The following is an 18,000-nucleotide window of genomic DNA, read 5'->3' on the forward strand; positions in this document are numbered from 1 at the left end:
TGTCGTTTCCACAAATTTTCATTCTCATTCTTTTGTCATGTCGCCTTTTCATCGTAACTTTACAGCTCAAAAAACGCATGATTCAATGGAAGATTACGTACATTTGCACGTCCATACGGATTACTCTGTCCTGGACGGACAGTCGAAGGTGACACGTCTTGTTGACAAGGCCGTCGCCGACGGGATGAAGGGCATGGCCGTCACAGACCACGGTGTGATGTTCGGTATCAAGGAGTTCTCGGACTATTGTGCCAAGGTCAACAAGGGCAGGAAGGAGAAGGGCGAGGCACCGTTCAAACCGGTCTTCGGCTGCGAGATGTATGTAGCCCGTCGCACGATGCACGACAAGGACAAGAGCATGCACGACAACTCAGGCTATCACCTCATCGTGCTGGCGAAGAACTACCATGGTTACAAGAACCTCATCAAGCTCGTGTCGAAGGCATGGGTGGACGGATATTATTATAAACCCCGTACAGACCGGGAACAGCTCGAGAAGTACCACGAGGACCTGATAGTGTGCTCGGCCTGCATCGCCGGCGAGATACCCAGCAAGATCATCCATGACGATATTGAAGGGGCGAGGGAGGCCTGCGAGTGGTATCATCGGGTGTTCGGCGACGATTTCTACCTGGAGCTGCAGCGGCACGAGGTGAAGGATCCGACGCTGGTGGCCAACCGTGAGGCCTATCCCCTGCAGCAGAAGGCCAACAAGGTGCTGCTGCGTTTCGCCGAGGAATACGGCATCAAGGTCATCTGCACCAACGACTGCCACTTCGAAGACAAGGAAACGGCCGAGGCCCACGACCATCTCCTGTGCCTCTCGACGAATGAAGACCTGGACGATCCGAAGCGTATGCGCTACTCCAAGCAGGAGTGGTTCAAGACACGGCAGGAGATGAACGAAGTCTTCTCCGACATTCCCGAGGCACTGACGAACACGCTGGAGATACTCGACAAGGTGGAGATCTACAGCATCGACCATGGCCCTATCATGCCTTTCTTCCCTATCCCCGAGGATTTCGGAACGGAGGAGGAATGGCGGAAGAAGTTTTCCGAGGACGACCTGTACCGGGAGTTCACGACCGACGAGAACGGAGAGCATCCGCTTCCGGCTGAGGAGGGGCAGAAGGTCATCCGGCGTCTGGGAGGCTACGAGAAAATCTACCGCATCAAGTTCGAGGCAGACTATCTGGCAAAGCTGGCTTATGACGGAGCCGGGAAACTGTATGGCGACCCGCTGTCCGACGAGGTGAAGAGCCACATCCGATTCGAGCTGCACGTGATGAAGACGATGGGTTTCCCCGGCTACTTCCTCATTGTGCAGGACTTCATCAATGCCGCCCGCGAGAAGCTGGGTGTCATGGTGGGACCGGGGCGTGGCTCTGCCGCCGGATCGGTAGTGGCCTACTGTCTGGGAATTACGAAGATTGACCCGCTGAAATACGACCTGCTGTTCGAACGTTTCCTCAATCCCGACCGTGTCAACCTCCCTGATATCGACACCGACTTCGATGACGACGGACGCGGTAAGGTGCTGCAGTGGGTCATGGACAAGTACGGCCACGAGAACTGCGCACACATCATCACTTATTCCACTATGGCGACGAAGAACTCCATCAGGGACGTTGCCCGTGTGGAAAAACTGTCGCTGGACGTGTCGAACGGTCTCTGCAAGGCGATTCCTGACCGTCTGCCCGACGGCATGAAGATGAACCTGACGAATGCCATCAAGTGTACCCCCAGACTGCAGGAGGCGGAGGTCAGCGAAGACGCGAGGGAGCGGAACACCATCAAGTATGCCAAGATGCTGGAAGGAACGGTGCGCGGGACGGGCATCCATGCCTGCGGCTTCATCATCTGCCGCAACCCCATCGACGACTGGGTGCCGGTGTCGACGGCTTCCGACCCCGACTTCCCGGAAAAGAAAGTACCTGTGACACAGTACGACGGCCATGTGATTGAATCGACCGGTCTCATCAAAATGGACTTCCTCGGACTGAAGACTCTCTCCGAGCTGAAAGAGGCCTGCAAGGTCATCAGGCAGACGACGGGCGACGTGGTCGACCTCGACAATATCCCGATCGACGATGAACTGACCTACCAGCTCTACCAGCGCGGACAGACCGTCGGCACCTTCCAGTTCGAGTCGGCCGGTATGCAGAAGTACCTCCGGGAACTGCATCCGACTGTGTTCGAGGACCTTATCGCCATGAACGCTCTCTACCGGCCGGGACCGATGGACTATATCCCCGACTTCATCAAGCGCAAGAACGACCCCTCTCTGGTCAAGTACGACATCCCCTGCATGGAGAAGTACCTCAAGGACACCTATGGAATCACTGTCTACCAGGAGCAGGTGATGCTCCTCAGCCGCCAGCTGGCCAACTTCACGCGCGGCGAGAGCGACGCACTCCGCAAGGCGATGGGAAAGAAGAAGAAGGCCATCGTCGATCAAATGAAGCCGAAGTTCATCAAGCAGGGACAGGAGAACGGACACGATCCGCAGGTTCTTGAGAAAATATGGAGTGACTGGGAGAAATTCGCCAGCTACGCCTTCAACAAGTCACACGCCACCTGCTACTCATGGGTAGCCTACCAGACCGCCTACCTGAAGGCGCATTATCCGGCTGAATACATGGCTGCGCTGATGACACGCCGTTTCAGCCAGATCACTGAAATCACGAAACTGATGGAGGAGTGCAAGGCGATGAAGATCACCACGCTCGGCCCGGACATCAACGAGAGCCAGATCGGCTTCGGCGTGAACAGCCGCGGCGAGATACGCTTCGGACTCGCCGCCATCAAGGGGATGGGTGCCAGTGCCGCCGAGAGCATTGTGCGTGAACGGGAGAAGAACGGCCTTTACAAGGACATCTACGACTTTGCCGAGCGTGTCGATATCAGCAATGTGAACCGGAAGGCTTTTGAAAGCCTTGCCTACAGCGGCGGCTTCGACAGCTTCGGCCTGCAGCGTGAGCAGTACTTTGCCGAGACGGGGAAAGGCAGCCTGTTCCTTGACACCATCGTCCGTTACGGGCAGCTCTACCAGGCAGAGAAGGCACAGCAGCAGAACTCTCTCTTCGGCGGCATGGATGCTGTAGAGGTAATGCACCCTGTCGCACCGAAGACCGAAAAATGGCCGGCCATCGAGAAACTGAACAAGGAACGTGAACTGGTGGGTATCTACCTGTCAGCCCATCCGCTCGACGAGTACAGTGTCGTGCTGGACAATATGTGCAACACCCACTGTTCACAGATAGGACGCAATGCCGATATGGAAGTGCTGTCGAAGGTGGATGAGGTGACGTTCGGCGGCATCGTGACCGCTGTCAGCGAACGCTTCTCACAGAAGACCGGAAAGCCGTTCGGCTTTGTGACTATCGAAGACTTTAAAGGGGCGGGCGAACTGGCACTCTTCGGCGACGATTGGGCACGGTGGAACAATCTCCTGAAGGTGAACTACACCATTTATATAACAGCCAGATGCCAGCCCCGCTATCGGAACAATCCCTCGATACTGGAACTGAAGGTGCAGCGTGTCGAGCAGCTTTACGATGTCAAGGCACACCGGCTGGAGCGGCTCACCATTGCGATGGACGCATCAGCCATGGACGAAGCCCTTGTCTCGGAACTGGCAACGGTCGTGGAGCAGCATGAGGGCAGCACACAGCTCTTCATCCAGCTGCGAACGCCTGACAATACGACGGTCGTACTGAAGAGCCGTGACAGAGGGGTGAATGTAGACCGCAGGCTGATCGACTTCATAACGGCCAATGAGAAGATGGAGTTCCATATCAACTGACAGGAGAGTGGCACGGTCTTTGCAAGATATGAGACAAGGATTACAACAGTATTAAACAGAATATAAAAAGGAAACAAACATGGAAGTAGAAATTACAGCCAAGAATCTGGAGACTTACAAAAACGGTGAATTACCCTTGGTAGTTGATTTATGGGCGACATGGTGCGGCCCCTGCAAGATGGTAGGGCCGATCATCTCCGAGCTTGCCAAAGAATATGACGGCAAGATTGTCGTCGGCAAGTGCGATGTCGAAGAGAACGACGATGTTGCCATCGACTTCGGCGTGCGCAACATCCCGACCATCCTTTTCTTCAAGGGAGGAAAACTTGTCGACAAGTTCGTCGGTGCAGCCTCTAAGGATGTTCTGGACGCAAAGTTCAAGGCGTTGCTGTAGTTCCTCCGCCGCACAGGTAGGAGAGAGGTACGCTGGGAGTACACTATGACAACTGATTAGCAGGGGCAGAAACCTGCGCTTGTCCGTGACACAGCCTGTCTGTCGGACGGCGGGGTGTCTGCCCCTGCTTTGTGGATGTCCGAAGCACTCCTGTTTCCGTTAATGACCGATCGGATAACAAAGGCGTCGCTCCCATTATACACTGCCTGTCTGGCAGCTCGGAAACAGGCATATTGCCTGCTGCATGGGACCGGACAGTCGGAATCGGACTGCTCCCCTGTCAGAATACGACCAGTCTGCTCATACTGCATTGCAGACGATGCTTACTTGATTTTCAGACAGGCCTTACTTGAGGTCCGGGCAGGCCTTACTTGCAGTGCAGATGGGCCTTACTTGCGGTACAGATAGGCACCTTTTCTAATCTGATTGATAAACAGGGAGTTACAATGTTGGAAACAACAATGTGAATTACTGATTTTAAGATGCTGTTTAACAAGATTACCATGAGGCCTCAGCAAAAGTCCTCTTGTAGGAGGCTTTGGAAAATGTAACTTGTTGATAATAAATTACAGTGTTTTTTTTGATCAGATAGAGGTTTGCAGAGGTCTCATTTTGCGTAAAGATCGGCAGATGCAATTGATAACAGAGAAAGTGACATAGATGGAGAGTCTTTCTGTTTAGTTAGTAACTATTCAGCGATAAGGCGCATAAACTATATTTGATTATCAACAAGTTACATAAACATATACATGCAAATTTTGGTGAAAAATGTCATTTCGAGCCTTTTTGCCACAATATTACGTTTATAAGTTCTTGATATTCAATGTTCATTACCGCTGAATAGTTACGTTTAGTTAAAAGGTTTAGTTAAAAAGTGTTCCTCCCGCAAAAATCCTCGTTCGATATTTTGCGTTCCCAGAAATTATCCCTAACTTTGCACTCGCTTTTCGAGAGGAAGCAGATGCATATTATAATAATAATATGCTTTTTGGAGAGATGGTAGAGTGGTCGATTACAACGGTCTTGAAAACCGTCGTACCGAGAGGTACCGGGGGTTCGAATCCCTCTCTCTCCGCTAATAGGCTTCAAAAGGACTTCACAAAGGTTGTCAATTTAGCCTTCAAAAATTAGCTAATCGTTGTAAAATCAAGGTTTTACAACGATTTTTCTTTGTATATACCTCTATCGCCTGACGGCATAACCCTATGTTTTGACAGTCATCATTCGGTCAAATTCTGCTACATAAACTGCTACACAAAAATTGTAGCAATAAAAAATGTAGCAGTGACGGGATTCTGAATACCATATTGACGGCATCAATTCTTTCTGTTTCAGTATGTTATATATTAACTTTGCAGCCGAGTGCTACACAAAAGAATGATGCATTATGAGAACAAATTTCAAGGTATCCTTCTACCTACGCTCAAACTATGAGAATAAAGAAGGAAAGTCGCCTGTAATGCTCCGTGTATTCCTTAACGGAGAAATGGCAAATTTTGGCTCTACGAAAATATTCGTGACCAAGACTTCGTGGAATAATGCCACAAGCCGACTTAAAGGTCGGACGGCAGAAAGCTTGTCCGTCAATGCCGCATTGGACTCTATTTCAACTACATTGAATGGAATTTACCGCAAGTTTGAGGATGACGAATCCCTGTCATTGGAGAAAATCCGTTCTTTCTTTATAGGAAAAGACAGGGAGTACACAACTTTCCTCCCGATATTCGACAAGTTCAACGAAGACATCAAGCAGCGTGTCGGACACACCATCAGCAAAGACAGTCTGCAAAAGTACAGTGTTTTGAGAAGACATTTCTCAGAGTTCCTTATCCATAAATATGGAAGAAAGGATATAGGACTGACAGAATTCACACCATCCGTGGTACAAGACTTTGAGTTATATCTGAGTACTGTGGCAGGCTGCGCTTACAATACGTCGGTCAAGAAAATGAAGGCTCTCAAAACCGTAACCATATATGCACAAAAGCGTGGCTATCTCCTTCACGACCCCTTTCTCAATCATCGTTTCCACTTGGAGCCGGTAAACCGTGGTTTCCTCACGGACGAAGAAATCATGAAGATAGCCAACAAGGATTTCGGCATCCAGCGTTTGGAACTGGTAAGGGACGTTTTCATCTTCTCTTGCTTTACAGGGCTGGCATACATTGACGTGTCTAATCTCACACCGGACAACATCGTCACGCTCGATGACAAGCAGTGGATTATGACCAAAAGGCAGAAAACAAGCGTGGAAACAAATGTCCTACTTCTCGATATTCCGAAGCGCATCATTGCAAAGTATAGTGGAAAGACCTATCGGGATGGCAAACTATTCCCCATACTGACGAATCAGAAGACTAATGCGTATTTGAAAGAAATAGCCGACCTTTGCGGTGTCAAGAAGAACCTGACCTTTCACCTTGCCCGGCATACATTTGCCACCATGTCTTTGAGTAAGGGCGTTCCGATGGAAAGTGTGTCGAAGATGCTGGGACATACCAACATAAAGACCACACAGATTTATGCTCGCATCACCAACAAGAAGATTGAGCATGACATGGAACAGCTTGCCGACAAACTTGGTAAGTTCAACAAGGCAATGGGAATCCGATAATATAATAATGTATAACCCTAAAAATAAAAACGAACAATGGAAACGACAAAGAAAGAACTATCCTACTTCCGTCTAAAGTTGGAGAACTATCTCAGTGAGCATTTCCCCGAAATGCTGAGTGACAAACCATTCATAACGGCAAGAGCCGATGAAGCCCTTACCACCTACTGCGATGCTGTGGCACAAGGCTTTTCCCATCCCGAAGCGGAAACAATGGCAAGCGAAGTGTTGTATCAAGGACTGCACTTCTCAAAGTACGACACGCTTGTATCTGTCTTGGAGAATGAGTTTGAGAAAGAACTTCCCAGTCCGCTCCCGGAAAGACTTTCCCCGGTACTTCTGAAGAACAAGGCTGTGCAAAGCGTTTTCGACAAGTATGAACTCACGGACGATTTTGGCGCAAGTCCAGAGTACGATAAACTCTACACCGAACTGACAGGGACGATCGTTCTGCTCATCGAGGTCAATGGTCTGCCAACGATAGGCGGTGAGAACATGACTTGATGTAGCACCACACGGAGCTTTTGTAGTGTCAAGAGCCAAGATAAACGCTCCACTCCACACGACAAGAGTTTTGCAAACACTTGTCTTTGTGTAGTCTGCGCATCTTGTTATCGCTCTTGAACTATTAAAAGCTCCGATTATGAATACAATCATCATGAATCAAGACATTCACACACCTGCCTTCATCAAGGCAGACGTATCGAACAAAACCGATAAAATCAAGCAGCAGCCGACTTCTCCCAAACAAGTCCGCCGCTTCTCTTGGACACGCTTCATCGAACTCGCTATCCTGCTTTCTATCGTTATCTGTGCCATTTGGCTTATCTCAAAGATAGTAACGCCGCAAGTCGTAACCGCCATCTCAGTCATTGCAGGTTTTCTGATACTACGCTTTATAGTCAGGATAATTCTAAAAGTGACAATTACGCTGCTGAGCATTCTCTTCTGGCTGGCAATTCTCTGTGCCATCTTGCTATGCGTGCTTTGAGAAGCACAGCTTTGTAAAACCTTTCATTTATCGTTCATCAGGTGGTTATCTCACATTTCGAGATAGCCACCTTTTCTATTTCCCACTACGAGCGTTGCACTTTTGCTTCTTTTCCAATGCTCCACATGATGCGAAGTCAAGGAGACGGATGCTGTTCTCCTTTTTATCCGCAAAGGTAGTACGGGGCTTGTGGCTTTCAAAAGGTCTGTGCCGCTGGGTTTGTCTGGAAAATCTCCACACCTATGGGTAGTATTTTCCGCCAAAACCTTGTGCAAGCCTCGCCCCGCTACCTTGATTTTGCTACAAAAAGGAATCAGCATACTCCGATCTTTGGACGCATAAAAAAAATGTCGCTATGGATAAGCAGAAAGTAAATACAACATCTTCGATGAAAAGAAAAGGATATAGCTCCTCCTCTCATTACCGCATTAACCCTGTGGCTGGAAAAAGTGAGCAAGTGTTGGCAATTAAGTTTGTACAATGGGACGTTCCCCCTTTGGAGAGCCTTTGTAATAGCAAGGTTTATCTTCTTCGTCTGAAACTCAATTGTGGCGAACAGATGAGCCGTGAAGAGAAAAATTGGCTATGTGAAGCGGTGAACTCAAACACCTACTTCCGCACAGCCGTGCCCCTGCAAGGCTGGAGGTTTGACTTCTTCGATGTACTGAAGAAATACCTTATCAATCAGTACGGACAATGGACAGAGTATTATGCACCCGACAGAACAAGTCTAAGAGCCTACCTATATGGACGCATCAGTCAGATAGTAGAAATCCCAAAATACTAAGCAATATGAAAGGTACAGAACATTTTACACGGACAATAGCCGAATATCTTAATCAGCGTGCTATGGCAGACCCATTGTTTGCCCCTAACTTGATGAAACCTAACAAGAACATAGAAGATTGTGTAACCTACATCTTAAACGAGGTAAAGAAAAGCGGTTGCAATGGTTTCGACGACGATGAAATCTATTCTATGGCAGTGCATTATTTTGACACGGACAATATCAACATCGGCAAGCCTCTCAATTGTCATATCGCCGTAAACCACGTGGTACAACTCACAGAAGAGGAAAAGGCAGAAGCACGCAGGTGCGCCATTGAGCAATACCAACACGCACAACTTGCCAAGCTGCGCAACCACAGCGAGCCTACCAAGAAAGTAGAAACCAAGATTGTACAACCCTCTTTATTCGATTAAGACGATGAAACCGAGAAACAAATTTGAAAAGGCAGTTTTGGAACAAAGCAAGCATCTTCGCCCAATAACCAAGACACAGAGCAAATGGGCTTTCCGTGAGTGCATAGACCACTTTGCCTACCGCTTGCCAAAAGGTCGCACCACTTGTATGGATTGTGGGCATAGTTGGATAATGAACAAACATAGAGAAACTTGCACTTGCCCTCATTGCAGGGCAAAGTTGCAGGTCAAGGAAACCTTTGAGCGTAAATTGCAGCAGAAGCGGTATTTCACCACGCTAACCGCTTGTGGAGAGTATCAAGTATTGCGTATGTTCCTCCTTGTTGTGGGAATGGAGAAAGGCTGCAAGGCAGAGCACTATGCGCTTGAAATCGGTCAGTATTGGTGGAACGCACAAGGACGAAAGACAATTGTTGCCGTTCAGAGAGTATTGGGGAGATACGTTGATACATTCTCCTATTGTGCACCTATGGCAATCCGCAACGACAACGAAGCCTACCGATATGCAGCCTATTCGCAGATATATCCCAAGTTCAAGGTTACGGACACACTCCGCAGGAATGGTTTTAAGGATGATTTTCACGACATTGCTCCGACAACACTCATTCCTGCATTGCTTTCCGACAGCCGTGCCGAAACATTGATGAAGTCGGGACGTACAGACCACCTGCGCTATTTTCTTGGCAAAAGAAGAGCGTTTGACGATTATTGGCAATCCTATAAGATTGCAGTACGCAACGGCTACGATATAACGGATATTTCCCTTTGGTGCGACTATGTGGATATGCTCCGCAGACTGGGAAAGGACATACACAGCCCGAAATATCTTTGTCCTGCCGACCTCAGAGCCGAACACGACCGTAGGCATACGGAACTGCTCACGCAAAGAGAAAAGGAGGAGCTTGCCAAGAAACAGCAAAAGGCGATGGAAAATGAAAAGCGTTTTCAAGAACTCAAATCCAAGTTCTTCGGCATCCATTTCACAGACGGAACAATCCAAGTCCATGTATTGGAAAGTGTACAAGAGCATCTGGAAGAAGCCGTATCAATGCACAATTGTCTATTTTCCAACGAATATTATCTTAAGGAGGACTCACTTGTCCTATCGGCTACCATTGAGGGCAAGCGGATAGAAACGATAGAGGTATCATTAAAGACATTGGAAGTGGTGCAAAGTCGTGGAGTGTGCAACAAGAACACGGAATACCACGAGCAGATAGTGAACCTTGTCAATGCCAACCACAAATTGATAAGGCAGAGAATGAAAGCAACGGCATAGTGAAATAATTAAATTATCAGAGAAATGAAAACAGAGATTGAAAACATTATCTATAACTGTGCGGACGAGATACCGCACATACTCATCAGGGTTATCAACGCAATAACCCTATCCGACAACGAGAAAGAGTTAAGGACGGCAATAGGCAAAATAGCCGAAGAAACAGAACTTGACAAGTTCTTTGCATACGGCTATGGCGCACATCATTTTTGGCTTGTACACCGCAAATTATCCAATGGAGAGCCAAAGGAATACAGATTATTAAAGGTTGAATTTTAAGATTGGAAATTATGAAGAAGAAACAAAGATTTTTGGTCTATACGCAATATGTTTTTGACGGCGTATTCGATGTTGTAGCAGAGAGCAAGAAGGAAGCACTGCAGAAAGTCCTGCAAAATTGTGGGTTGGTTATGGGTGGAAGCATTCACAGCACCTTACCCGATGATGAGATAAATTGGGCGTTTGACAGACACCCCAATAAACGAATAGGCAGAATAACGAAAGTGTAGAAACAGCACCTTGAATAAGACAAAGAGCCACACAAAACGGAAATTTGCGTGGCTTCTTTTCTTTTTCTTTAAACGAGCAGGCGACCAAAGAAAAGAAGCAAAAGAAAGTCTCAGAAAATCAAATACACAGTGTCACGTTGATGATGTTTTCATTTTACCCATAAAGTTAGTCTATTTCCGATTTTATACTTTAAAATAGAGGATTCTATTGTATATTGAGATAAAATTCTTATCTTTGCTATTATGAATTTAATTTTCGAATAGTCAACCCATCTTGAGAGAGGTAAAGATGGCGACTTTAAAAGCACCTCTAAATGTTCCATAGGCTTTGAGATGAGCGGAACAACATTTGTAAAGATGATTGTAATAGTGGGATTTCTCATATTATGCTTCCTTTAGCCAGGAGCATTAACATTTTTCCTGAAAATGCTACCCTTTATTACACATTGAAGACTAAGATTCATGAACAGGCAGTGCTGCTTTTGCGCTGCCTCTTTTTATAATTAGTGAATGAAGAACAGGGCAAATTCTACTTGCCTCCGCTTGACCAATCCTCTCACGACCTTTCCCTTGTATCGGCAGAATGAGACGTACTCCCGATAGATGTTTCTATCCCCTACCTCTATCTTTCGCAGCAGTCGGCTCTTGGGATGCTTGCCATAGCCAAGCAATCGCCCCACACCCACGTTGTAAGCAAGGAGGCTGAGCAGCAGGGCATCTTTTCCATACCCTTTGAAGTGTTCAAAGCATTTCCAAAGGTCAGCACGGAGCAGGGAGTCCGCCTGCCGTTCCGTCATATCCGCCGTGAAGTGCTCTCCTGGTTGCAGCTGATGACCATACCCTACATAAGGAAAATCCTTCGGCTTATTATGAAGTCCCTCAAAGTATTTAACAACAACCACACCACGTTCGAAAGGAGACAAGTCTGCCAACCGCACCCTACGCTGGGCAAGGATGGGCTGGCAGAATAAACATAAAATACAGAATAAAGCAAAGTGTTTAGTTGTCTGCATCTTTCAATACTTTGGTAACTGTTGCGGAGGACTTTTCCTTATTTTCCGCCTTTTCGTTGTTGAAACTGAAAGTCAGTTGCTGCATTCTGCCGAAGTTGTCTTCCACATACACATCAATCGTCTGGCGGTCTGTGGAGAGCGAGGTGTAATACAGGCGGAATACATCTTTCGTGAGCGGATAGCGGTCGTTCGGCTTGAAAACCGTGCCGTTATCATTTCTTAGCAAGCCCTTGCCGTCAGACTGGAAATAACGTATCGTATAGCGAGTGTCAGCAAACTCACCGCCCCGCTTCAGCGTGCAGCGTATCTCAGCCGTCTGTCCCTTTATGATGTCCTTCTGAACCGGCATTGTCTCCACCGTAAACGGATAAGACTGCTGAACATCCAAATCCCTATCACAAGCAGATAGGCAAAACACGGCAAGGGTCAGCACACCCATTATCCATATCGAACTTAATATTTTCTTTTTCATTTTCTATTCTTGCTTAAAGATTAAACCTAAGTCCTGCTGAAACAGCCGGACGGAAACGATGCACGTCCGATCCAAAGAGGAAACGTCCCTGTGCCTTTACAAGAAAGAGCACCCTGTCCGTCAGAAACACTTCCACCGAACCATGCACGGCACCGCCATAGACAAAGCGGGAGCGGTCGAGCAGTGTTGCCCCGTCGGGCAGCAGCTTTTTATCCTCGTTCAACTGCTCATAGCCGCCCAAGGCGGATATGCCACCATAGAGAAACACGTTCTTTCCTCTATCAGAAAGAACAGGGTGCATATAGCCCACCTGCAAAAGTGCATCCTTGAGTTTTACGTTATAACTTCTGTACGGCATATTCTGCTGTTCATACTCTGCCATAACAAAAGTATAATTCTCACGCCCCAGATATCGGGCGAGTGATACTCCCATGCCGAAATTGTCAGCAGCAAGAAACTTTTCACCCTTGATAAGTGGAACACTCCCTACGACCTCTATTCCCCTTTGCTTGGGGATAAGTCGCTGTGCCTGCGATGGCAGACTGAAAGTCATAGCCACCGCTACACATACTGTTAGAATGATATTGTTCTTCTTCATTACCATTTCAGTTTGAGGTTATCAATCTTCTTTGCTGTCTGCAGGTCTTCTGCCGTTACATAAAAAGTCAGCGTACGACCGCCATTTCTCTCATAGAGCGTCACTTCAAGCTGCTTGTCCTCTGCAAGAGAAAACTGTTCGAGCGCAAACACAGTGTGTTCACTGCCTATACCACGCACCTGCATCACCTGATGATAGGCACGAAGTGGCTGAAGCACCTGCTCTTGTATGGCGGTGCGCTTTGCCACCTTTTTATCCACCACCTTAAAGGTGATAAAATCCACTGAGTACGGCATATTCGTACCGTTTTCCATACGAATGTGGAAATACAGCAAGCCATTATGGGCATACAAACCACGAAGCAGGAACTTCATACCAAACTGCTGTGCACCGATATGTTTGATGGTACGCTTGTCGTTCTGATAGATAGTCTGCATCATCAGTTTTACTAATACGGGCGACTCGTTGCCGAGTTCCTTAAAGTAAATATCAGAGCGATTGCTTGGTAGGCGTCCGTCCGTTGGAGACAAGAAGTCTTTCATCTCAATGCTGAGTTTCTCCGGCTCATCGGCATATTTTACGTTAAAGGTGTAAAAAGAGCCGTCCTCGCAGATGACACTCATGTTGGTTTCCGTCTCAAAGTCCTTCACCGAAGCCTTTACACGTAGTACGTTCTCTGCATCCTCCGCTTTTCCTGCAATGATATTCTGCGAACCTAAGTCTACATAACGAATGGCAGAAGGGAAGATAAGATGCACGGTCTTGTCAAAGGTAACGTCAAGACCATACGGCAGAACGACACGCCCCGTTGGTATGGCACGGCTCATACCTTGAAAGAGTTCGCCCGAAGTAAGTGGACGGCTTGGTGTCAGACCATCATTGTTTTCCTGTGCTGTGGCTGTTGCTCCCACCATGGCAAGCATAGCCATTGATAAAATAATTTTCTTCATTGTTCCTTTTGTTTTGATGTTATTTTTTACTTATCATTTTTGATTGTTTTATTTGGACTGAACCAAGAAAAGGCGGTAGCCACCCTTGAGCGTTACCTTGATGGTGCGCAGCTTCTTTTGAAGCAGCTGACTTGCACCCTGCATCACCCCACGGGCAGCCTCGGAGATAATCTGGTCTTTGGCAGAGGAAGCAAAGGTAAAGGATGTGCCCATTGAACCACCGATGTTCGCCCCAACTTCCTTAAGCGCATTGATATCCTCCGAACCTGGTATATACACCCCCTCCTGTCCGTCTGTGTCGTATGCCGAGAGCTTGACGGCTATGATGTGGCCGTCCACTTCTATGCTTTTGATAAGCAGATGCATACGGTTACCCTCAATCTTAGCGACGGCTATGAGTCGGCTCTGTCGTGGAATGTGCAGTCCCTGTACCTTGGCACTTTCCAGCAGACGAAGCACGACATTGTCACCCTCTTTAAGAACAGTAGTCCTGTCCACTACAACTTTCAGCGTATTGCGCAACAAAGAAGGAGAACTGCCGGTAAGCGAATGAAAGCCCTTATTCCGAGCCTTCTTGCCGTATTCCTCCATAAAGTACACATCGCTCATAGGCTGGTCAAGTGAAGATACTATCTGCCTGCGCTCCGGCAGAACTACCATTACAGGCTTTTCATTCTGCATGGTCTTGCTCTTAGCGGCTTCAGAGCCACCTGCCGTATCTTCCGTTTTTTCATTTCCTGCCGCCAGACCATTATTGAAGGTAGGTGGAGTTGATGCTTTAGGGAGATACTTCGCTGCCATCTGATAGCTCTTTTCCATCAAGGCAAGCTGCCGTTTCTCTTCATTGTCCTCCCTGCTGTCTTTGGCAGAGAGTTCCTTCTTGAGATTGTCTATCTCCGAGCGCAAGGCTTCACGCTCCTGCTCGTGTGGATCGGGAGCGTAAAAAGAGTTCAAGAGGCGATTATTCTCCTCATAGCGATGCATAGAACTTTCTATCTTTGCCGTAGAAGCAGCTGTCTCTGCACGCTGCTCCTCTGATGGAGCAGTGTTCTGTGCGAAATAGTCCGACAGCCTGCCCATCTCCTCACGGGTCTGTTCCTCCTCGTGTGCCTTGTCGCCTAATTCGTAGGCTTTGAGCTTATTCTCGGTGAGCTTTTCCGTCGTTGCCTGCGGGATGCTGTCATTGAGTCCCTGCTCCGCTGCTGTCTTATCCTTGCCCGAAGGTGCGAAGATAAACCACATCGAAAGGGCAAACAGCAGTCCTAATCCTCCGAAGACCAAGCCTTTCTTCATTTGTTCTTTCTGTTTATTATCCATTTTCCTTGATTGTTTGATGATGTTGTAGATAAAAATTGCCGTGTAACTCTTGTAAAGTGCTGTCCGTCCGTATCGGACTGTCCGTCAGCTTTCCCGTGGGGATGGGTAGTTTTTCCTTCTTTGGAGGAAGGAAAAACTGCGCTATCATCCAAAGCGAGCAGAGCAGATAGATGAAACTCAGCCCATAGACGATTTCCTTTCTCTGCCTTATCGTGAGCCTTTCACACCGATGGCGGAGCCATAGGTGAAAGCGCAGATATTGGCGTGAGAGTAAAAAGTTTCTTTTTCTTGCCATAGCCTTATCGTTTATAAGTCTGTATGTCTCTGTTCTCCTTGACGAGGAAGTTCTCCATCAGGAAGCCTTGTGGGTTGTTATCCGAACGGACAGAGTTCTGCAGCGTGCAGGTCGTAATGAGACTACGCTCTGTAACGTTACTCTGACGGACGATAAACTCCCGTGCATAGGTCGTTACCGCATAAGGGTAAGTATTGAAGTTACAGTGGATAGAGTCCACCTCTATGCGCTGATTGACATTACCCGATATGGCACGGTTATAATACCCCCTCTCCGCTAAGTCCTTGTAATAGTTGAAAGCCGACTTGTCACACAGCACGAAGGCACGTTCCATGTTCTTCTCAATGGCATCCTTGTCAGGTGCAATGGTGAAGAACAGCTCATGGAAGCGACGTACATGCTCCCTTGCCTCTACCGGACGGTTTCGACTTGCATCCTGACTGAGAGCCAGCATGAGCGACTTGCCTTGGTCAAGCACATAGATTTTCTCCCGCTGCTCCTTGGCGAAGCTGTACGAGGCATAGAGGGCATAACCACTTACTGCCACGCAGACGATGGCAAAGACAATGGCGTAGAGCCTTATCTGTTTGAATGAGGTCTCGATATTTCTGAGTGATTTGAATTCCATTTCTTTATCATTTAAGTTATTGTTCTATCTCTAAATTCTCACGTCTAATCTCTATTTTCCTTTGAGCAATGCACCCTTGATACGTCCGATGGCATTGCCCGCAACGGCACCTGCTCCGCCTGCCAAATATTTACCGCCCGTGTATGCACCCTGTGCGCCACGTTGTGCGGTCTGATTGACATTCCGCCCGTAAGAGCCGATACCGCCTCCGGCTTCGATAATCCAGCCTGCAACCGTAGGTACGCAGAAGTAACCCACGATGCCGATAAGGAAGAAGACGATGTAGTACCACGTCCCCGAATCGGGCAGATAGTTCGGATCGCTGAGTGCCTCGATGTCCTTCTGCACCATCAAGACCTGTATCTTGGTGAGAAGTGCTGTGAGAATACTGCTGACAGGCAGCCACAGGTATACAGAGATATAGCGTGAGAACCATGCTGTGAGCGAACCCGACAACCCGTCCCATACGGCAATGCCGAAGACTATCGGACCGAGAATGGCAAGAACGATGAGTATGAAGGTGCGCAGTGTGTCGATGATAAGCCCTGCAGCATGGAATAGGAGTTCTAAAAGGTCGTGTACCATCTTCATAATCCATTGCTTGGTCTGATAGGCAGCACGCTCGGCATACATACCCGCTATCGTCACGGCATCTTCAGGTCCGATGATGCCCATCTCCTCTATCTTTTGGTCGAACTTCTCGTTGGATACCAAGTAGGCTGTTTCGGGATTGCGCAGGTAGGCTTCCTCCTGCAACTTATCCCGTTTGGCGGTAAGCTCCGCCAAGTTGGTCTCCTGTTGGTGCACCATGCTTTCCGTTCCCTGCACTACGGGCGAGAGAACGGCATTCATCGTACCCAGTACGACTGTCGGGAAGAACATGATGCAGAAACCCAAGACAAAGGGACGGAGAAGGGGAAAGACGTCTATCGCCTCGGCACGGGCTATGGAAGCCCATACCCGAAGGGCAATATAAAAGAGCGCACCCAAGCCCGCAATACCCTTGGCAATACCCGTCATCTGGGCACAGAGGGGCATCATCTCGTCATAGGTCGAGTGTAGCAGCTCGTGTAAACTGGCAAAATCCATAAGCAAGTGTGTTTTATGAAAGTTCTTTCAAGTTCTTTTTTAGTCTGTGGATTTACCAATACCTGCTTGCCGTATTGCCGTAGAGTGCCTTGACGGAGGCAAGGTTGTTCTTTTCTCTTGCACGCACGTAGCTTACGGAGATGTTCTTCCTTGTGTAATACGACACGAGCGAGCGGTTTTCCCTAAGCGTGGTATAAATACGGTCGATGGCTTGCATACGCTCGTGGTCGTTCATCGAGAGGACACCCGACTTGACGATGGACTTGAGTTCCTTGAGACTCTCCCCACTCTGTTCCAAGAGCTTGGCATAGCCCGAAGCCATTGCAGCAAGTTCTGAAGGGCGGAAGTTCTTGTCCGAGAGCATTTTCTTATACGAGGTGACGTAAATCTCCGAGATGTCGCCCACCATCAGGATGCACTCCTTGACCTTGTAGGCATCTCCTATAAGGTTGTTCACCTTCTTCAGGGCATCATAATACTTCTTGGTGTCGTTGTAGAGTTTCTCCACCTCCTTGAATCCGTCAAGGGTGTTCTTCACCGTCTTGGAGGCGGTGGCAATCTCCTTGACCGAATTGACGATGTTGCCGGCAAAATTGCCGGGATCGGTTACCACCCACTGTGCGTGGGCCTTTCCGCTGAATAAAAGGACGGAGCCAATCAGCAGCATTAAAATTCTTGTTCTCATTGTTCTTTTTGTTTATGATGTGAATACTATGTTTGTCTGAATGTCCACTAAGGGATGTCTATTCAGCTTGCTGTTATAGGGATAAGTTGGACAAGTTAGTCCAAGTATTTGGACACGACTGTCTAATTGATTGGACACGTTTGTCCAATTGATTATCC

General features: G+C 48.0%; 19 protein-coding genes and 1 tRNA gene. 11 read left to right on the plus strand and 9 right to left on the minus strand.

The window, feature by feature from the left end; all coding sequences use genetic code 11:
• The first annotated feature begins 85 nt into the window (after window positions 1–85).
• From dnaE to DYH27_RS10605, 11 genes are all read left to right on the plus strand, one after another.
• Window positions 86–3,805: a DNA polymerase III subunit alpha gene (dnaE, locus tag DYH27_RS10550; RefSeq protein WP_013671938.1), complete on the plus strand. Its 3,720-nt coding sequence runs from the start codon at window positions 86–88 to the stop codon at window positions 3,803–3,805.
• Between the two features lie 79 nt (window positions 3,806–3,884).
• Entirely contained in the window at window positions 3,885–4,199 is a 315-nt protein-coding gene (gene trxA, locus DYH27_RS10555) for a thioredoxin (protein WP_004354564.1), read from the plus strand.
• A gap of 990 nt (window positions 4,200–5,189) precedes the next feature.
• Window positions 5,190–5,274, plus strand: a tRNA-Ser gene (locus tag DYH27_RS10560).
• Between the two features lie 312 nt (window positions 5,275–5,586).
• Window positions 5,587–6,813 (plus strand): site-specific integrase, encoded by a 1,227-nt coding sequence (locus tag DYH27_RS10565; protein WP_013671939.1) that lies wholly within the window; start codon window positions 5,587–5,589, stop codon window positions 6,811–6,813.
• 36 nt (window positions 6,814–6,849) lie between these two features.
• Complete coding sequence (locus tag DYH27_RS10570) at window positions 6,850–7,317, plus strand: DUF1896 domain-containing protein (protein WP_009347101.1); 468 nt, start codon at window positions 6,850–6,852, stop codon at window positions 7,315–7,317.
• Window positions 7,318–7,456: 139 nt separating this feature from the next.
• Window positions 7,457–7,804, plus strand: a complete 348-nt coding sequence (locus tag DYH27_RS10575; RefSeq protein ID WP_009347100.1) for a hypothetical protein — start codon at window positions 7,457–7,459, stop codon at window positions 7,802–7,804.
• A 355-nt stretch (window positions 7,805–8,159) separates the two neighbouring features.
• Window positions 8,160–8,591, plus strand: coding sequence for a hypothetical protein (locus DYH27_RS10585; protein WP_025068371.1), 432 nt, complete (start codon window positions 8,160–8,162; stop codon window positions 8,589–8,591).
• 5 nt (window positions 8,592–8,596) lie between these two features.
• Window positions 8,597–9,007, plus strand: a complete 411-nt coding sequence (locus tag DYH27_RS10590; RefSeq protein ID WP_009347098.1) for a PcfK-like family protein — start codon at window positions 8,597–8,599, stop codon at window positions 9,005–9,007.
• A 4-nt stretch (window positions 9,008–9,011) separates the two neighbouring features.
• The gene (locus DYH27_RS10595) at window positions 9,012–10,286 is read left to right on the plus strand and encodes a PcfJ domain-containing protein (RefSeq protein WP_025068372.1); all 1,275 of its coding nucleotides are present in this window, start codon (window positions 9,012–9,014) and stop codon (window positions 10,284–10,286) included.
• A 24-nt stretch (window positions 10,287–10,310) separates the two neighbouring features.
• Window positions 10,311–10,565: a hypothetical protein gene (locus tag DYH27_RS10600; RefSeq protein ID WP_013671942.1), complete on the plus strand. Its 255-nt coding sequence runs from the start codon at window positions 10,311–10,313 to the stop codon at window positions 10,563–10,565.
• Window positions 10,566–10,576: 11 nt separating this feature from the next.
• Window positions 10,577–10,795, plus strand: coding sequence for a hypothetical protein (locus DYH27_RS10605; RefSeq protein WP_013671943.1), 219 nt, complete (start codon window positions 10,577–10,579; stop codon window positions 10,793–10,795).
• 503 nt (window positions 10,796–11,298) lie between these two features.
• On the opposite strand, the gene DYH27_RS10615 is transcribed toward DYH27_RS10605, so the two are convergent.
• The 9 genes from DYH27_RS10615 to DYH27_RS10655 are packed head-to-tail and all read right to left on the minus strand — an operon-like array spanning window position 11,299 to window position 17,842.
• Window positions 11,299–11,808, minus strand: coding sequence for a glycoside hydrolase family protein (locus DYH27_RS10615; RefSeq protein ID WP_029216664.1), 510 nt, complete (start codon window positions 11,806–11,808; stop codon window positions 11,299–11,301).
• The gene (locus DYH27_RS10620; protein WP_025068373.1) at window positions 11,795–12,280 is read right to left on the minus strand and encodes a DUF3872 domain-containing protein; all 486 of its coding nucleotides are present in this window, start codon (window positions 12,278–12,280) and stop codon (window positions 11,795–11,797) included. The genes DYH27_RS10615 and DYH27_RS10620 overlap by 14 nt, the downstream gene beginning before the upstream one ends.
• A gap of 13 nt (window positions 12,281–12,293) precedes the next feature.
• Window positions 12,294–12,884: a conjugal transfer protein TraO gene (locus DYH27_RS10625; RefSeq protein WP_025068374.1), complete on the minus strand. Its 591-nt coding sequence runs from the start codon at window positions 12,882–12,884 to the stop codon at window positions 12,294–12,296.
• On the minus strand, window positions 12,878–13,828 hold the full coding sequence (gene traN, locus DYH27_RS10630) for a conjugative transposon protein TraN (RefSeq protein ID WP_025068375.1): 951 nt from the start codon (window positions 13,826–13,828) through the stop codon (window positions 12,878–12,880). Before traN ends, DYH27_RS10625 begins: the two co-directional genes overlap by 7 nt.
• 48 nt (window positions 13,829–13,876) lie before the next feature.
• Window positions 13,877–15,145 (minus strand): conjugative transposon protein TraM, encoded by a 1,269-nt coding sequence (gene traM, locus DYH27_RS10635; protein ID WP_025068376.1) that lies wholly within the window; start codon window positions 15,143–15,145, stop codon window positions 13,877–13,879.
• Complete coding sequence (locus DYH27_RS10640; RefSeq protein ID WP_025068377.1) at window positions 15,138–15,440, minus strand: hypothetical protein; 303 nt, start codon at window positions 15,438–15,440, stop codon at window positions 15,138–15,140. Before DYH27_RS10640 ends, traM begins: the two co-directional genes overlap by 8 nt.
• Window positions 15,441–15,444: 4 nt before the next feature.
• Window positions 15,445–16,068 carry a conjugative transposon protein TraK gene (gene traK / locus DYH27_RS10645; protein WP_025068378.1) on the minus strand — a complete coding sequence of 208 codons (624 nt, stop codon included), beginning with the start codon at window positions 16,066–16,068 and terminating at the stop codon, window positions 15,445–15,447.
• A 51-nt stretch (window positions 16,069–16,119) separates the two neighbouring features.
• Entirely contained in the window at window positions 16,120–17,157 is a 1,038-nt protein-coding gene (gene traJ / locus DYH27_RS10650; RefSeq protein ID WP_115338017.1) for a conjugative transposon protein TraJ, read from the minus strand.
• Window positions 17,158–17,209: 52 nt separating this feature from the next.
• Entirely contained in the window at window positions 17,210–17,842 is a 633-nt protein-coding gene (locus DYH27_RS10655) for a DUF4141 domain-containing protein (protein WP_023926585.1), read from the minus strand.
• Between the last annotated feature and the right edge of the window lie 158 nt (window positions 17,843–18,000).

Source organism: Prevotella denticola (assembly GCF_900454835.1).
GTDB lineage: Bacteria > Bacteroidota > Bacteroidia > Bacteroidales > Bacteroidaceae > Prevotella > Prevotella denticola.

Coding starts and splice junctions, on each gene's coding strand:
- dnaE (WP_013671938.1), top strand. CDS start 86: ATGGAAGATTACGTACATTTGCACGTCCATACGGATTACTCTGTCCTG.
- trxA (WP_004354564.1), top strand. CDS start 3,885: ATGGAAGTAGAAATTACAGCCAAGAATCTGGAGACTTACAAAAACGGT.
- DYH27_RS10565 (WP_013671939.1), top strand. CDS start 5,587: ATGAGAACAAATTTCAAGGTATCCTTCTACCTACGCTCAAACTATGAG.
- DYH27_RS10570 (WP_009347101.1), top strand. CDS start 6,850: ATGGAAACGACAAAGAAAGAACTATCCTACTTCCGTCTAAAGTTGGAG.
- DYH27_RS10575 (WP_009347100.1), top strand. CDS start 7,457: ATGAATACAATCATCATGAATCAAGACATTCACACACCTGCCTTCATC.
- DYH27_RS10585 (WP_025068371.1), top strand. CDS start 8,160: ATGGATAAGCAGAAAGTAAATACAACATCTTCGATGAAAAGAAAAGGA.
- DYH27_RS10590 (WP_009347098.1), top strand. CDS start 8,597: ATGAAAGGTACAGAACATTTTACACGGACAATAGCCGAATATCTTAAT.
- DYH27_RS10595 (WP_025068372.1), top strand. CDS start 9,012: ATGAAACCGAGAAACAAATTTGAAAAGGCAGTTTTGGAACAAAGCAAG.
- DYH27_RS10600 (WP_013671942.1), top strand. CDS start 10,311: ATGAAAACAGAGATTGAAAACATTATCTATAACTGTGCGGACGAGATA.
- DYH27_RS10605 (WP_013671943.1), top strand. CDS start 10,577: ATGAAGAAGAAACAAAGATTTTTGGTCTATACGCAATATGTTTTTGAC.
- DYH27_RS10615 (WP_029216664.1), bottom strand. CDS start 11,808: ATGCAGACAACTAAACACTTTGCTTTATTCTGTATTTTATGTTTATTC.
- DYH27_RS10620 (WP_025068373.1), bottom strand. CDS start 12,280: ATGAAAAAGAAAATATTAAGTTCGATATGGATAATGGGTGTGCTGACC.
- DYH27_RS10625 (WP_025068374.1), bottom strand. CDS start 12,884: ATGGTAATGAAGAAGAACAATATCATTCTAACAGTATGTGTAGCGGTG.
- traN (WP_025068375.1), bottom strand. CDS start 13,828: ATGAAGAAAATTATTTTATCAATGGCTATGCTTGCCATGGTGGGAGCA.
- traM (WP_025068376.1), bottom strand. CDS start 15,145: ATGGATAATAAACAGAAAGAACAAATGAAGAAAGGCTTGGTCTTCGGA.
- DYH27_RS10640 (WP_025068377.1), bottom strand. CDS start 15,440: ATGGCAAGAAAAAGAAACTTTTTACTCTCACGCCAATATCTGCGCTTT.
- traK (WP_025068378.1), bottom strand. CDS start 16,068: ATGGAATTCAAATCACTCAGAAATATCGAGACCTCATTCAAACAGATA.
- traJ (WP_115338017.1), bottom strand. CDS start 17,157: ATGGATTTTGCCAGTTTACACGAGCTGCTACACTCGACCTATGACGAG.
- DYH27_RS10655 (WP_023926585.1), bottom strand. CDS start 17,842: ATGAGAACAAGAATTTTAATGCTGCTGATTGGCTCCGTCCTTTTATTC.